At 41.0% G+C, this 17,242-nt stretch carries 8 protein-coding genes and 2 pseudogenes; 8 read left to right on the forward strand and 2 right to left on the reverse strand.

The window, feature by feature from the left end; all coding sequences use genetic code 11:
- Window positions 1-244 precede the first annotated feature (244 nt).
- Genes MHI21_RS13280 through MHI21_RS13290 form a run of 3 tightly spaced genes read left to right on the forward strand, consistent with a single transcriptional unit; the run spans window position 245 to window position 4,608 of the window.
- Entirely contained in the window at window positions 245-1,858 is a 1,614-nt protein-coding gene (locus tag MHI21_RS13280) for a hypothetical protein (RefSeq protein WP_342418337.1), read from the forward strand.
- 25 nt (window positions 1,859-1,883) lie between these two features.
- Complete coding sequence (locus tag MHI21_RS13285; protein ID WP_342418338.1) at window positions 1,884-4,259, forward strand: site-specific integrase; 2,376 nt, start codon at window positions 1,884-1,886, stop codon at window positions 4,257-4,259.
- 1 nt (window position 4,260) lies between these two features.
- Window positions 4,261-4,608 (forward strand): hypothetical protein, encoded by a 348-nt coding sequence (locus MHI21_RS13290; protein WP_028541583.1) that lies wholly within the window; start codon window positions 4,261-4,263, stop codon window positions 4,606-4,608.
- Window positions 4,609-4,702: 94 nt separating this feature from the next.
- On the opposite strand, the pseudogene MHI21_RS13295 reads toward MHI21_RS13290, so the two are convergent.
- Window positions 4,703-5,036, reverse strand: a pseudogene (locus MHI21_RS13295) (transposase); the annotation flags it as partial.
- Window positions 5,037-5,175: 139 nt separating this feature from the next.
- Between MHI21_RS13295 and MHI21_RS13300 the strand changes: the two are divergent.
- On the forward strand, window positions 5,176-5,646 hold the full coding sequence (locus MHI21_RS13300; RefSeq protein WP_023988778.1) for a Wadjet anti-phage system protein JetD domain-containing protein: 471 nt from the start codon (window positions 5,176-5,178) through the stop codon (window positions 5,644-5,646).
- 496 nt (window positions 5,647-6,142) lie between these two features.
- Here MHI21_RS13300 and MHI21_RS13305 read toward each other — a convergent pair whose 3' ends face one another.
- Complete coding sequence (locus tag MHI21_RS13305) at window positions 6,143-6,325, reverse strand: hypothetical protein (protein WP_342418339.1); 183 nt, start codon at window positions 6,323-6,325, stop codon at window positions 6,143-6,145.
- A 144-nt stretch (window positions 6,326-6,469) separates the two neighbouring features.
- Here MHI21_RS13305 and MHI21_RS13310 point away from each other — a divergent pair.
- The 4 genes and pseudogenes from MHI21_RS13310 to MHI21_RS13325 form a co-directional block, all read left to right on the forward strand.
- Window positions 6,470-6,589 (forward strand): annotated as a pseudogene (locus tag MHI21_RS13310) (carbohydrate-binding protein); the annotation flags it as partial.
- Between the two features lie 108 nt (window positions 6,590-6,697).
- A complete protein-coding gene (locus MHI21_RS13315) occupies window positions 6,698-7,105 on the forward strand; it encodes a transglycosylase SLT domain-containing protein (protein WP_230486250.1) in 408 nt (135 codons plus the stop codon).
- A gap of 215 nt (window positions 7,106-7,320) precedes the next feature.
- Window positions 7,321-8,601 (forward strand): diaminobutyrate--2-oxoglutarate transaminase, encoded by a 1,281-nt coding sequence (gene ectB, locus MHI21_RS13320; protein WP_025719505.1) that lies wholly within the window; start codon window positions 7,321-7,323, stop codon window positions 8,599-8,601.
- On the forward strand, window positions 8,594-17,233 hold the full coding sequence (locus MHI21_RS13325) for an amino acid adenylation domain-containing protein (protein WP_342418340.1): 8,640 nt from the start codon (window positions 8,594-8,596) through the stop codon (window positions 17,231-17,233). The genes ectB and MHI21_RS13325 overlap by 8 nt, the downstream gene beginning before the upstream one ends.
- Window positions 17,234-17,242: the final 9 nt, after the last annotated feature.

A 17,242-nucleotide genomic window follows, 5' to 3' on the forward strand; every position in this document is an offset into this window, starting at 1 on the left:
CAGAAACAAACTTTAGAAGATGAATAACGCTTTTCCAACAAACGTTTACATGAAAAAATCCGTTCGATACTTTTTTAGAATTCGACAGAAAGTTTGTTACCTGTCAACCAGAGGTCGTGTTAATCTGTCGGATTTCCCCGTCAAAATGGGCCTCCTCAAAAATTCAGAAGCAGAACACATCCGCAAAAAAGACTCAAACCGTATAGGTTTGTTCAACAAACTATCTATACACCTTCTAGGTGTTATGAAACCGCTGGGCGATTTCACGGAAGAAGATATAGCGTTAGCGGATGTAATGCGTCCGAACGACAAACGTTATAACGCCAAGTGTTTAAAGGACATTCTTTTTGAGCTTGGATATTCGGATGAACCAGGAAGACGTAGGCAAAGAATACTGTTTGACGATTGCTGTGAGCATCCAAAGTGGGGGGATATCGCACGTGAGTTTCGCGAGCATTTAAAACGAAGTAATTCGCTAGACTATTATATTCGTAAAGCGGGCAGTGCTTTGCATAAATTTTTCAAATGGCTTGACCAGCACGGGGAGTCGGATGCTTCATCTCTCGAGTATGAAGATTTTCTCGATTTGTTTGATTACATTTCAAAGAATAACGATGGAGAGGAGTTTTCAGCTAAGTATACCGGGAACAATCTTCTACACATAAAGTTATTCTTTGATTGGGGGAAAGGTTCTCATACATTTTTTCCAACATACGTTGACTGGCCCAGTGATTTATATTCTGGAATTCATCGTGAGGCCCAAGAAGAAACATATTCCGGTGATGGCCTCGCTTTTGATGACCCAAACTTCCCGATGCTCATGAAGGAAGCAATTGAAAATTATCATCCCGAAGATGATGTTGAAGTTTTATGTCGCGCTTTTTGGTTAATTATTGCCTCATCACCGGTGCGTAAAACGTATCTGCTCAATCTTCAGGCTGAAGAGTGTGTGCTGCCATTGCCTAATGCTCCATCAGCGGTAGGATTATACAGCCCATATTCAGGTATTGAGAAAGCTAAACATCGTAACGGCCAATTTCCTATAATTGATTCTGCAGGTCTTAGAGCGGTCGAATTTTTACAGAAAAGATCGAGCGATAAAGCCTTCCGACCGATACGGAACGAAAGAGCGGATGCATCGTATGTGCATCTTTTTCAATTGGATAAATATCCCTGGATTTTGAATGAAAGACAAATATATAGGTTTTTTGACAAGATAGCAGAATTTATTGGACATGGAGATAAAAAAGGGAAGGCTCATGGTTACAGACACTATCTCATAACTCACATTGCAATCGAAACCGGGAACAGTGAGTTAGCACGACTTGCTGCAGGTCATGAAAATCAAACCATGCTGAATCGATACTTACGAAGTAATCTCTCCCGTCAAGCATTGTTATTTGCTACTATTAAGAAATATCAGGATGGTGAGATTGCGGGACGGTTTATTTGGCGAATCTTCGAAGCACTTGCCAGCGAACAAACTGAGCCTGACGAATTGATAAAAGCTTTGGGATCTGAAGAGCTATCTTTAGATGAATTCTTTGCAAAATTCGGGCTTCCAGCTCCTACAGGTGTAGGAAGATGTTTAATACAGGGGGCTTGCCTTTTTGAGGCAAAGTGTTTTTCCTGTCATCATTTCGCCATACGAAAAAGTGAAGCAGCACAGGCATTTCATACTTTGGCCAGATTAACCAAGGACATGTGGAACATGATGCGAGGCAGTCGGGATTTTACAACCAAAAACGCCAAGGCGGCCGGATTAGCTACGCAAATAGCGTTGCTTGGGGACATGATTCGGCATTTCGGCTATAGTGACGAACAGATTCAAATAGAGGTTATCAGTCGACTAGTCTGAGCTTAGATTGGAAAGAGGTGAAATCGTGTCGCAAATATTAGCTTGGCAATCCCTGAGATTTGGACCCATTACTGTAAGGCGAAAGGGACAATTCGAGAGTAGAGAGCATCTGACAAGATCGGAGTATGAACAATACAGATCGGCAGAGACTTGGGGACGGGTTGAACCTATTTTATCAAGCTCCTTAACGGATTTGGTACAACCCACAATATTTTTCAAGTTACCCGGCACCCAAAGAGATTACGTATTACTGCTTGCCTTTTTACAACGGATCAGTTTGCCTTTAGAGATCGTATTTCCAACCAAGACCGAATTCAATAAATTTCCTTTTCCCGAGTTACCGAATTTTGAGTACTTTGATGCGCTTTACGATAAATACTATCCGGTATTGTATCCGATGGATAGCGAAAAACAACTACAAAAGGCAAAGAAAAGGATTCCTTTGCTTCGAACTGTAGTTTGCTTATGGTTCGCAGGTTACGCCCTTAAGGAAGGGTTAGAGGGTAATCATATTATTACTTCCTCTGTATTAGCAAAAGCAAGTAAGATCGCTAAATATCATAGAAGTAGTTTAACCCTCCTAGGTAAGATGTTAGCTAAAGAAACAGATTCCTTGATTGAAAATAAACCGGTCATACCTTGCGATGAAGCGGAAAGAAGTCTCTGGATAGCCGCGGGAATATATCCAACCCAAACGCCGTTTGAGGAGAGTCTCTATACCTTTGCATTTTCTTACTTGAGGCAACGTGTGAATGATTCAATAACTGATGATTATTACGACGATGAAGAAAATTTACTTTTCAGATACGGTAAAAAAACTATCAGCATAAATTATTGGAAAGCGATAGTCAAGTACATCCGGTATTTTGCAATCAAATGTCGATCAAAAGGTCTTACTGACATAAGCGAGAATTCAATATCAGAAGTATACACAGAGATTTTTGGCCAGATGAAGGGACAAGAAGATAAGACGTTTTTCCGAGTGGCGCTTCGACATTGGCTTAGGTGGCTTATAAGAACTACAAATGCTTCATACAACATAGAACGGATTATGCCAAGACCTAGACGTGTTATGTCAAAAGATCATGGACGAGTATTTAGTATGTCCAAAGCTTATATTCTTGTGCAGACCTTAATGAACGATCAAACTCCTTTAATTAACGAGAACATTCTGATGAACTTTCGTCATAGGCGGGCTTGCCTGTTGATGTTATCAACTGCAGCAAGGCCTCATGAAATAGTTAATTTGCTTCAGAATGCTTTATTTATAGATTCGCAGGATAATTCCTGGATTCGTTTTCACAAAACCAAGACCATTCGCAATCAACCCGATCGAAACGGCTATGAATGGGTTCATCACGCTCTAGTGAAGAGCGATGCTGCAAGATGGTTTAACGAATTGATTCATTTTGCCCCATCAGAACCTATATTTTTTCCAAGAGAGTGGGGTGGGGATGGCCTTACGGAACTTCGTTTACTGGCTTCAAAACATAATGATGGCCCTATACGAACTAGCGGACTGTATAATTTTTTAACTCGCATTCAATCGAAGTTATGGCCTGAACTTAGGAAGCCATATTTCACACCCCATAATCTAAGAGCGCTCCATCTTACTTATCGGCGTATCTTAGGAGACAATGATGAGCTACTAGAGAGGCAGGCCGGACATAGTCATCCTTCCTCAAAAAAGCCTTATACGGAAACAATGCCTGCAGAAGAAGTTGCAAAGTTTGGTCATCTACTTCAAAAAGGCGTTTGGAGAAAGAAACCGGAAGGGGAGGATGCTGATAAGACAGAAGGGGCTGGAATTTCGTCTACTGAATATGTAGCCATTGATGAGATAACCGAAATTTCATCTAAGTTTGAGGTCACGCCTCAAAAGCTAGATGAAGCATATAAATTAACCCAGAAAATTATAGAGGAATCACCACGTTTCCAAGGTAAAGTTATTGATTTGGAAGATGAGTTACACGAGGTTAACGTAGGTGGTTATACGCATAATTGTAATGCACATGTCTTGCTAAACTGTGGTCATACACCCGGGCATTGTAGAGCATGTGATGATTATAGTCCTGATGAGGGTACAGAAGATGCGCACAAGGCCGACATATTTCGTGAAATGTTGCATTATTACTATTGTCTCGATGCAGAGAAAAATTTCAAGTCCACAGGACAACGAAAAATGGTTTTTCAGAAGGCTGAGGATATAAAGGAACGGTTGAACAAAACAGAAAGAAGTCTCTGGGTAAATAAATTTAAAATGCCGCCAAATGAGGCGAAAAAACTGCATTCATTGCTCTTTAAGAAAGCAAAGGCATACTTTCGTGAACAGTCTAAAGAGAAGCCTAATCCAACTAATGCAGAAGTGCTTTGTTATATTTTAAGTGGGGAGTTAAAGTAAATTGGCTCGTCCGGTTTCTTTCAGTAGCAGCGACTTGGCATGGGAATGTGCACAAGTAAAAAGAAAGCTTTTAAATGATGTCAAAAAGGGGCGATTATCGCGTCTTTCAAAATCAGATGTGTACGATATGATTGCAAAACGCCCGCGAATCAGATTGAAAAGCTCGCGAATGTTGTGGACGGGTTCCTATAAGGAATATTTGGAAAAATGGTTCACCAAATTGAATGAGGAAATACAATTAATCCTAGACTCGGCCTCTGAAGGAGAACCAACGATTACAAGTCCTGAGATTGTAGCCCAGGAGCACCGGGAATTGCAAGCCAAGGTTACTCATTTACACAGCTTATAAGTACGTATAAAGATGCTTTGGACGAATTACGCATAGAGAACGGACAGTACCGAGAATTAATCAGCCAGCGTTTCGGAGATATTGACTTATTCTAATGATCCTGAATGTCCCGTGTACTGATACCCTTCGCATACATATGTGCTCCTCAATGCCGGTCACATTCGTTTGATTTTTCTTCACGACTACAGGTTCAAATTCTACATCACCGTATTCGGAGGTTACGGTTTTCTTACTGTTGTAGCCGTCGCGGCTGTTTCTCGTTTGTTTGTTTTTACATCATGTTTCTCATAACCGGGATGCGTATCCAGTTCGGCTTCTAATGCTTCTTGAAGTACATCTGCAAATAATTCCTTTAATGTCCATTGAATATCTTCTGCCGATTGAAAATTATGCTCTTTTACGAATTGACGTAATTCTTGTTTTGACAATAATCCGCTTCAGGTCACCATGTGCTTATTCCTCCAACTTTGATCTAGTAGTCAGTATTGACAAATTTATCTCAGTTGAAGTAAAGATTATGTCCAAACTAAATTGTTACTTCAAGCCTTGTACGGAATTGAATTACAAATGGGTGAATCTCTCCCGGAGCGACTATTCTTTGGTGTGACGGTTCACTCGCAATTAATGAAAGCAGGCCGCGTGATAGATTTGAGGGCTGAACGCATTCTTATCATTGGAAATAAAACTGTATTTCATGAATATATCCAATCGTTATCGAGAATTGGTAATTTGTTAGAGAAGAAGATCATTGTTGTTTATCTTGGAGGTTTTCCAGGACCGGATAAACGATTTTTTCTTCGGCAAATCCAAGATAAATTTGATAAAAATGGTCTTCAGATTGAAGTTCAGTTTTGGGGCGACATCGATTGGGGAGGGTTCCAAATATTCCGGCATTTGCAAAAATCAGTGTTTCCACAACTACGACCCTATCGTATGGATAAGACTACTTTCCATCAGCATTTGGATTGGGCAGAAACCTTCACTGCAGATTATCAAGTCAAATTGGAGCAGCTACTGGAAAACACGGATAATTCCTAGTTTCACGGATTAATTCGAGAGATGTTGTGTACGGGCAAGCGTTTAGAGCAAGAAGCTATACTATTATAAACTGTATTTCAGCCACTGGTTGTTGCCGAATTCTATAAGATTCGTGGTAATACTTTGTATTGACAGTGTATTTCACAATAGCCGCGACTTTTGCGGCTTTTTTCATTTATTGTTATTAGTTGTTTTCTTGGACTGGGACAAAAATCAAAATTGAGCCTTCTATTTTTACCATAAAAATGCAAGTAAATCCGTAACTGGCCGATCAAGGAAACAAGGTTGTTACCAGGTTGGTGTAGAGCAAGGTAACGTCTGGGTATCTTGGCGGCTTATTTAAATGGGGGATGAAGAGCCAGTTGCAGACTACATTCTCAGTTTCCGGCTACAGCAAGCGATCAAAGCGTGATCGTGTGCTGACACCGGCGGTAAGCTTGTCCCTAGACACCAACAATAAACAGCACGCGATTCTCCAAGACCATGACATCTTCTTTTATTTATTCTTTGTACCCCCGGTTGTTTCAAAAATGTCATTTGTAATCCGATAAATCATGCTGATTTCCTCTAAGCTTTTTTGAATTAGCAGTTCCTGAAGCAGTTGAATGACGGTCATTTTATTTGAACGTATGCTGTCTAGTTGAATATTCTCCAATCTTAGTAACTCCAGCATCGTCACATTATCCTCTTCTCCTAAATTCCGCCTTTTGGAGGCGCGAAAAAGATGAGAGTTCTAAAGTTAGAACATGTAGGTGTTCTAACACATAACGAACATTGTTCTTTACGAACAATGTTCGTTATGGTATAAATATTGTATGAACGTCCAAATACTGCATATGCGGTAAATGATACAGTAACATATAGTGGAAGTACTTATACCTGTCTTCAGGCACATACTTCCCTTGTAGGCTGGGAACCATCCAATGTTCCTGCTTTATGGAAGAAAGGCGGCAGCGGAACTACGCCACCTACAACACCCCCAACAACGCCACCAACAGGTCCTTCAGTAACAAAGCCTTCCGAAGTTCCAAGCCACATATGGACATACACAATGAATGCGGGCGATAAATTCGGTAAAGGCGGAGATTTTGCTTTATTGCTGAGTGCTGTGATCAAAAAGGAAAGCAGCTTTGGAGCAGGCTTACCAGGCAGTCCATCAGCCGGCGACGGATTGATGCAGGTAGAACCAAACACACGTAATGCTTATTTATCTCAATTCAGCTCAAAATTTGGCCGTGCTTATAATCACGGCAGTGAACAAGATCAGGTATGCTTGGGCGGACTGATTTTAAATGAAAAGATTACTAGATTCGGCAACATATATAATGGCTTATTACACTATAACGGAGGAGATAACTGGTATCCGGGAGCTACAGACTCTTATGGCCGTCCTATTCTGGCCAATCAATATGCAGATGCAGTTTACGCTACTTATAAGGGCTATGGCGGTAAGAACTAAGATGTTATTTATTTTCCACCCTTGCAGGTTTTACAATCCTACCGTACATGTACACCCAGTTTTGTAAGTAATACCGGGAGTGGGCGGGGGAGGACAAAGGCAACGATGCACATCCACCACAAGCCGGGAGAGAACATGGATGTGCATTGGGCCGGAAAAATAAACTGAAGTTAGTGTTTAAACACTAACTTCAGTTTAAGGGAGGAATTATGAGTATGGAAATTTTTGAGCAGTATGAATCCAACGTAAGAGCATATTGTAGAAACTTCTACGATGTGTTTGACCGGGCTAAAGGTGCACTGATTTATTCAGAATCCGGAAAGAAATTTGTTGATTTTTTTGCAGGAGCAGGAGCTTTAAATTATGGACATAACAACGAATACATCAAACAAAAGATACTCGCTTATCTTGAATCGGACAGTATTACTCATGGGCTTGATATGTACACAAAAGCGAAACGTGAATTTATCGAAAAATTCTCGCAGATCATATTGGAACCCCGAAAGTTAAACTATAAAATTCAATTTTGCGGGCCTACAGGTACAAACGCTGTAGAAGCATCGCTGAAGCTTGCCCGAAAGATCACTAAACGGACTGGTATATTTGCGTTTATGGGAGGATTTCACGGAATGTCGCTGGGGAGTCTGGCTGTTACCAGCAACATTCAGAAAAGATCTTCCTCCGGCATAGCATTATCCGATGTTACCTTTTTCCCATACTCCGAGAGTCCAATTGACTCATTCGATACTATTGAATACATGGAAGCCGTTCTAAACGACGGTCACTCGGGAATCGAAAAACCGGCGGCTATTATATTTGAAACCATTCAGGCGGAAGGCGGCGTAAATATAGCTTCACCCGAATGGATGCTCAGGCTGAGGGAACTTAGCGACAGACACGGTATTCTACTGATTTGCGATGACATTCAGGTTGGCTGCGGACGCACCGGACCGTTCTTTTCATTTGAACGTGCCGGGATGATCCCTGATATTGTACTGCTTTCCAAGTCAATCAGCGGGTATGGCCTTCCCATGTCTATTCTGCTGATGAAACCGGAACTTGATGTCTGGAAGCCTGGTGAGCATAACGGTACGTTCCGGGGAAACCAGCTTGCTTTCATTGGAGCTACAGCTGCGTTGGAATATTGGGAAATGAATAATTTGGAACAGTCTGTGAAATATAAGGAAGCATTTGTAAGAGAATATTTAACCAAGCAGATTTTGTCATTACATAAGGGCCTGACCATTCGGGGTGCAGGTTTGATTTGGGGTATTGATTTTTCCAATGTGGAGGATGAGCGAATCACGCAAAAAGTAGTAGAGGAATGTTACCAAAACGGTTTAATCATCGAAAGCGCAGGAAGAAAAGACAGTGTTATAAAACTTATGCCTCCGTTAACCATCGAGCTTGAACTTTTGCAGCAGGGTTGTTCAATTATCAGACAAGCTATTCAAGAGAATATAAATAAAGTATTGGAGGTCGAAAGTTATGGATAAAATCGCCATTATAGGAATAGGATGCCGTTTGCCAGGAGGAATAAGGGGGCCTGAGGAGTTCTGGGAAGCATTGACTGCGGGAAAAGATATGACTTCCGATTTACCCGAAGGCCGCTGGGATTTAGAAAAGTTTTATGATCCTGACAAATCAAAGCCAGGCAAGCATTACACCTGTCATGGTGGATTTTTAGATAAAATAGATGAGTTTGACCCTTTGTTTTTTGGTATTTCTCCAAGGGAAGCGGCCTTTCTTGATCCACAGCAAAGACTGATGCTGGAGACATCATGGGAAGCAATGGAAGATGGAGGCTTGGATCCGGCCAAGCTAGCAGGAACCAATACCGGTGTCTTTGTAGCGGGCTTCACCCTTGACTATCAAGCAATACAATTTAAAAACGAATCGGTTGAAAGTTTAGATACACATTCGGCAACGGGTATGATGATGACAATGTTGTCCAACAGGATTTCATATATATATGATTTCAGAGGTCCAAGTTTGTCTGTAGATACAGCGTGTTCGGGCTCTTTGGTTGCAACACACCTTGCATGCGGGAGTTTATTGAATAATGAATGTAATCTCGCAATAGCAGGCGGAGTAAGTGTTATAGCTACACCTGAGTATACCATAGCGGAAAGTAAGGGTGGTTTTTTATCTCCCGATGGACGGTGCAAAACTTTCGATTCCAGTGCAAACGGTTATGCAAGAGGAGAAGGAGCCGGCGTTGTGGTTTTAAAACGCCTGTCAGATGCTATCGAAGACGGAGATAGGATTTATGCCGTAATAAGTGGATCGGGTGTAAACCAGGACGGCCACACAGACGGGATTACTGTTCCAAACGGGCAGGCTCAGGAAAACTTAATGAAGGAGGTATACAAAAAGGCAGGAATATCACCTTCAGATATAACATATATTGAAGCTCACGGCACCGGCACTCCGGTTGGAGACCCTATTGAGGCTAATGCAATAGCACGAGTGGTTTCAACAGACAGGCCAAAAGATAAAAAGTGTATTGTCGGATCTGTTAAGACAAACATTGCCCACCTTGAGGCCGCTGCAGGAGTTGCCGCACTGATAAAAGCTTCACTAATCATAAAGCATAAGCAAATACCTCCACATCTGCACTTTAAGAATCCAAACCCTAAAATTCCCTTTGACGATTTATGTATACGAATTCCTCAGACCCTGGAGCCTTTGCCGCAACCCGCATTGGTTGGCATAAATTCATTCGGTTTTGGAGGAACAAATGCCCATATCCTCTTGGAGGAAGCTACAGATCTCCAAAAAGAGGGTACTCCTGAAGTTAATGTAAATACCGGATGGCCATATATGATTCCCATATCTGCGCGCTCAGAAAAGGCGCTAAAAAACTATGCGCAAAAGTATGTTGATTTTATTAATGGAAGTGGAGAAAGTATTTCTTTATATGATATTGGAAGCATGATGAGCAAAAAGCGCACCCATCATGACTATAGACTAGCGGTTTCGGCATCTTCAAAGGAAGAACTTGCAGGAAACCTGGAAGCGTATATTAAAGGACAAGCACGCCAGGGGATGTCTGCGGGAAATGTTGAGGCAGGAAAGTACAATAAAGCTGTTTTTGTATATACAGGTATGGGGCCCATATGGTGGGCTATGGGCAGACAGCTCCTTGAAAAAGACCCTGTGTTTAGAAATATGATAGAAAAATGCGATAAACTTACACGTCAGTATGCTGGATGGTCTCTACTGGAGGAACTTCTCGCCGATGAGGAGAATTCACGTCTGGACCAGCCCCAGTTTGCTCAACCTGCCAATTTTGCTGTTCAGGTGGGTTTGACTGAAGTATGGAAATCCTTGGGTATTATACCCCATGCGGTGGTAGGACACAGTGTTGGAGAAGTGGCTTCTACATATGTTGCAGGAATTTACAGCCTTGAAGATGCCATGTTGGTAAGTATTCACAGAAGCCGTGCACAGCAAAAAGCAGTAAACAAGGGCACAATGCTGGCGGTAGGTTTACCAGAAAAAGAAGTTGTGGCCCTGCTGGATGAGAACATAAAAGGTGTTTCAATGGCAGCAATCAATAGCCCAAATTCGGTAACTTTGTCAGGTGATCCTGGTGCCCTTGAGCAGATCCAAAAACAGTTGCAGGATAAGGGGGTTTTTGCGCGGCTTTTAAAGGTCAATGTAGCGTATCACAGTTACCAAATGGAACCATATGAGCAGGAGCTATTGGAGGCATTAAAAGGAATAAAGTCCCAGCCTGCCGGGATACCGATATATTCCACGGTTACAGGGAAAATGCTGACGGGTACAGAGTGTGATGGACATTACTGGTATAAAAATGTAAGAGAGCCGGTACGTTTTGAAGCAGCAATGTATGAAATGATTTCGTTGAATTATAACTTATTTATTGAGGTGGGCCCTCACCCTGTTTTAGCAGCTTCTATTTCTGATTGTCTGTCAGCTAAAAACGTTGAAGGTAAGAAGTTGTTCTCTATAAAAAGAAATGAAAACGAACAGGTTTCAATACTGGAGAACTTAGGGAATCTATATGCACTGGGATACCCTATAGATTGGAACAAGATTTACCGGTACCAAGGTGAGTTTGTAAGTCTCCCTCTTTATCCATGGCAATGGGATAAATACTGGATGGAAACGCAGGAATCAAGTGAATTTAGGCAGGGAAAAAATAAGCACAAGTTTTTAGGACGCCGTTTGAAAACTTCCAGCCCTATATGGGAGATTGAACTTAATACTACCTATATGACGTATCTTTCTGATCATAAAATACAAGGTATAGAAGTTTTCCCCGGAGCAGGGTATGTAGAGCTGGGAATGGCTTGTGCCAGAAGCTATTTTGGAGAGGGTTTTTATACAGTTGAAGATATAAAGTTTGAAAATGCTTTATTTTTAAATCAAGGAGTATCACCTGTGGTGCAGGTGGTTTTGGATCCAAAAACCGCAAAATTCGAGATTTCAAGCAGGATACCGGGACAAGATAAGACTTGGACATGCAATGCATCCGGCACAATAAGAAAACGGCAAAACATAAAGATCACTGCTAAAGATGAGTTGATTCAAATACTTGGCAATTGTACCAAAGAATACGGAAAAGAAGTATGTTATAAAACCTTCTATCAAATGGGTTTCCATTATGGTCCTTATTTCCAAGGTATAGACAAGATATGGAAAGGTGATAACGAAGCTCTTGGCAGGATCGAGGTCCCTAAAATACTGGAGATTGATAGCTCTATCTACGGTCTTCACCCGGCGGTATTGGACGCCTGTTTCCAGGTTACCATTGCGGCAGTTGCACCACTTAATGAAGATGAAAATAACGAAGGCCAATCATTCCTACCTGTAGGAATAGACAGGGTGCAGCTTTATGGAAGGCCGGAGCCTGTCATGCTTTGTCATACGCAGATGGTAGATAGGAAAGATAATAATTTGAACGCCAACATCCGTCTATATAGTGAGGACGGAAATCTAATCGCCGAAATACTGGGCATAAGAACTAAGGAACTTGGAAATAGTGGAGGGTCTGATGCTGGAAGAGTTAAGGATTATCTTTATGAGATAAACTGGGAGCTTCTAAAAAGTGAAGAAGTTGATACCCGCACAGCTGCTGCTAACTCTGGAGCATGGCTTATTTTTGTGGATCATAAAGCAGCAGGAAAAGAACTGGCAAATCTCCTTGAAAAAAGGGGAGAAGAATGCTTTATGGTATATCCTGGTGAGAATTTTGGTTGGCAGTATGAAGAGCGTGAGATATATATAAACCCTCGAAGCATTGAGGATCTTAGAGCGTTGTTTGATGAATTCTCAAAAATTAAAACGAAGCTAACAGGTATTGTATATATGTGGAGCCTCAATATCCTTGAGATCCAGGAAGTTAGCAATACAGCTATAGAAAAAGCTTGTTTTGAAAACCTGTTTGTATTAAAACACCTGGTACAAGCAACCACAAATCTGGGATTAAATTTTAAGCTGTGGGTTATTACAAGAGGAGCCCAAATGATCAACAGGGCTACTCCAAATTCTGCATTCTTACAGTCGTTGGTATGGGGCCTTGGCACCGTCATAGGTTACCATGAGTTGCCTTCAAATTGGGGAGGCCTTGTAGACCTTGACATAGAGGCCAATGCGGGTGAAATGGAAATGCTGTTAAAAGAAGTCTTAGGTAATGGAGAGAACCAAATTGCTTTCCGTAATGGGAATAGACTTGCAGCAAGAATCGATAAACTGCGGATTGATATGCAGCATCAAGTACCCGTACATCTTCGCCCCGATGGAAGTTATGTTATTACAGGTGCTTTTGGTGGCATAGGTATGATTACAGCCCAGTGGATGGTTGCCAAGGGAGCAAGACATCTGGTACTGCTTGGACGCGGAGAATTTCCAAAACGTTCTGAATGGAACAATGTAGAGCCAGGCAGCAGCCTTGCAGAGAGGATTGAGTTTGTTCGTAAGCTGGAGTCCCAGGGGGCAACAGTATATATTGGATCAGTGGATGTAACTGATGAGGAAAAGCTTGCTGGATTTTTTAAAGATTTTGATAAGGAAGAAAGGCCTCCTATTCGAGGTGTTGTACATTCTGCTGGTATTACGGATGATCAATTTCTTGAGGTTAGTAAAGATGAGACTTTTTATAGGGTCCTTTCGCCTAAGGTAAATGGTGCATGGAACCTTCACCGTATGACAGAGGGACGGCCTATTGACTTCTTTATTTTATTTTCTTCAGTTGCTTCTGTATTTGGTTCACCAGGCCAGGGAGCATATGCAACTGGGAATGCCTTTTTGGACTCACTTGCACATTACCGTTTATCGAGAGGACTTCCTGCACTGAGTATCAATTGGGGACCATGGTCAGAGGTTGGAATGGCTGCAAGGTTTATGGAACGTGATCCGGAGTATTATATACAAAAATCCATAGAATCTGTAACGGTAGAAAAGGGAATTAGGGCTATGGAGCACCTTGTTGGAGAAGCTGTTGCACAGTCTGTGGTTCTACCTATACTCTCGTGGCAAACGTTTGGGGAAAAATGGTTCTCACCCATGAGTTCTCCACATGTGCTTAAAACTCTTTTGCAAGATGAGTCAGGACAACAAGAGAATATAAATAAATCAAAGGTGGATGTTAATATCCTGGAGGATATTATTTCATCTCCAATACAGAGCAGGCAGAATATCGTTGAAATGCATATTAAAACAATAGTAGCGAAGGTTTTGCGTTATAATCCTGAGGATCTAAGTACCAAACAACCACTAACTGTTTTTGGGATGGATTCATTAATGGCCACCGAAATAAAAAACAGGATGGAGGTTGCCTTTAAAACACCTGTTTCCATAGTAGAACTTCTTAAGGGTTCCAGCATATACGATCTTTCCGAGCAAATGATATCAAAGCTATACGAATCGGGAAAGATTTCAGAACAGGATTCCCTAAATATGGGTAAGGCTGAGCTTGAAAGAATACCTAAAGTTTCTGAAAAAGAGTACTATGAAACCTCATCTGCACAAAAGATGATGTATATCATTAATAATCTTGAGGGTAACAACATTGGGTATAACATACCTGTGGGAATTTTATTTGAAGGTGGGATTGAAAGGGTTGCCCTTGGGGAAGCATTAAAAACATTGATACAAAGGCATGAAGCATTTAGGACATCCTTTGAGATGATTGATGGGGAGCTTGTGCAAAGGATACAAGATGAAGTTGATTTTACTATAGAATATTTTGAGTCTGAGGAAGACGGAGTAGAGAAAATAATCGATGAATTTGTAAGACCGTTCGATTTAAGCAAAGCACCCTTAATAAGAGTAGGTCTTATAGAAATCCATGCTAGCAGGCAAATACTTTTGCTTGATGTACATCATATAGTCTCGGATGGAACTTCAATAATCAGGACTTTTGATGAAATAGTTTCTATATTAAGTGGTGAAAGCCTTCCGGCAATGGAGGTGCAATATAAGGATTTTGCCCAGTGGCAGAATGGCTTGTTTAGCACTGAGGTTTACAAAAAGCAGGAAGAATACTGGCTTAATAGGTTCAAGGGTGAAATTCCTATCCTTGATATGCCTACAGATTATCCTAGGCCTGTCCTTCAAAGCTTTGAAGGAAATAGGTTGCTATTTGATTTAGACAGTCATTTGATGGATAAATTAAATGTACTTTCCTCCCAAACAGGAGCCACCGTGTATATGATACTTCTTGCGGCATTAAATACACTAATGTATAAATACTCAGGACAGGAAGACATAATTATTGGTACTCCTATAGCGGCAAGAACTCATTTTGATACTGAAAGAATACTGGGGATGTTTATAAATACCCTGGCATTAAGGAATTTCCCAGAGGGAAATAAGGCCTTTACTGAGTTCTTGGAAGAAGTAAAAGAAAGCTCCTTAGAAGCATATGAAAATCAGGAATACAGGTTTGATCAGTTTGTGACAAAACTTAACGTAAAGAGAGATTCAAGCAGAAATCCTTTATTTACTGTTATGTTTAATATTGTTCCTTCTGATGAGCATATTATGGAACATCGTGGTGAATTAAAGTATTCCAAATATCCGGTTGAAAGTAAAACATCAAAATTTGACCTAACATTCCAGTTGATACCAGATGGTCATAATATAATATTATGGATGGAATATGCTACACGTCTGTTTAAGAAGGAGACGGTAGAAAGGCTTGTTCAGCATTACTTTAATATCCTTGAAGAGATAACCTCAAACCCTGAAAAAAAACTATCAGAAATCAATATGTTATCCCAAGAAGAAAAGGAGCGAATAATATACGGCTTTAACGATACGAAGGTTGAATTTGAACATCACCTGACGGTACACCACCTGTTTGAGCAGCAGACGAAAGTACGTCCAGACAATATAGCAGTAGCGTATGAAGGCCGTAGATTTACATATGGCCAGATCAACCAAAGGGCAAACAGGATAGCAAGGTACATGCTAAAGGCTGGCACTGGTAGAGAAGAAGCCGTAGTTGTCATGCTGGAGAGGGGACCCTTATTTGTAGAATCGGTACTTGGTATATGGAAAGCAGGGGGGGCTTACATACCTGTAAATCCAAAATACCCTACACAAAGGGTGCTTGATATATTTAAGGAATCTAAAGCTGCCTATGTGTTGACCTTATCAGATTATGTGACCCAGCAGCTTAGTGAGAACTATAAAGGCCGAATTATATACCTTGACCAGTGTGAAAAAGAGATTGAGGCTGAAAGTGGCGAAAACCTAGATCTAGATATAGACATAAATAGTTTGGCCTATGTTATATATACATCTGGTTCAACTGGTGTACCAAAGGGAGCTATGATAGAGCATCTTGGCATGATAAACCACATCCATGCGGAAATAAAGGAACTTTGTATAACTAACAACAGCATAATATCCCAGAACTCGCCTCAATACTTTGATGTATCTGTATGGCAGTTCTTTGCAGCCCTAACCATAGGAGCTCAAATTATCATCTATCCAGATGAAATAGTAAAGGATGTTGCAAGGTTTACGAATCGGATCATAGAAGATGGCATAACGGTCCTTGAGGTGGTACCTTCATACCTTGCTTTAATGCTTGAGTATGTGGAAAATACAGGGAATAAACCGGAAAAACTTCATTACTTGCTGATAACGGGAGAAACCGTAAAATCCGGCATAGTAAGGAAATGGTTTGACCTATGTCCAAATACTAAAGTAGTTAATGCCTACGGACCTGCAGAGGCAGCGGACGATATTACTCTATATACTATGGAAGCTGCTCATGAAGGAGAGAACATTCCTGTAGGCAAGCCTATACAAAATATGAATCTATATATAACAGATAAAAACATGAACCTGTGCCCTATCGGAGTAAAAGGAGAGATCTGCGTCTCTGGAACAGGTGTAGGAAGGGGTTATTTAAATGACCCTGAAAAAACAGCCCATGTATTCCTTGAAGATCCTTTCAGAGAAGAAAAGGGGATAAGGCTGTACAAAACAGGAGACCTGGGAAGATGGCTGCCTGACGGGAATATCGAATTCCTGGGCAGAATAGACCATCAGGTTAAGATCCGCGGATACCGAATAGAGCTTGGAGAAATAGAAGCTCAGCTTCTAAAACATTCTTCAATAAAAGAAGTTGTGGCAGCAACAAGGGAAGACCCCCAAGGGAACAAGTACATCTGTGCATATATAGTTGGAGAAAGTGAATTGACAATACCGGAATTAAGGGAGTATCTCTCCAAAGATCTGCCAGACTACATGATCCCTTCATATTTTGTACAGTTGGAAAAACTGCCTTTATCAGCGAATGGCAAGGTAGATAGAAATGCCCTGCCTGCCCCTGATGGAAATATTAATACAGGGGTAGACTATGCTGCACCATTCGGTGAAATTGAGGAGAAGCTTGTACTGATATGGAGCCAAATCCTTGGAGTCCAGAAGATTGGAGTAAATGATAACTTCTTTGAATTAGGAGGAGACTCATTAAAGGCAACCAATCTTGTATCAAGGGTTCATAAAGAATTTGACATAGAATTTGCATTAAAAGAAGTGTTTATGGGTCCTACAATTTCGGCAATAGCAAAAAGTATTAAAAATAGACTTAACGATACAGTGGAAATCGAAGAAATTTTAAGCATGATTGAAAATCTATAAATAGGAATT

The sequence above is a fragment of the Paenibacillus sp. FSL H8-0168 genome (assembly GCF_038592955.1).
GTDB classification, from domain to species: Bacteria; Bacillota; Bacilli; order Paenibacillales; family Paenibacillaceae; genus Paenibacillus; species Paenibacillus polymyxa_B.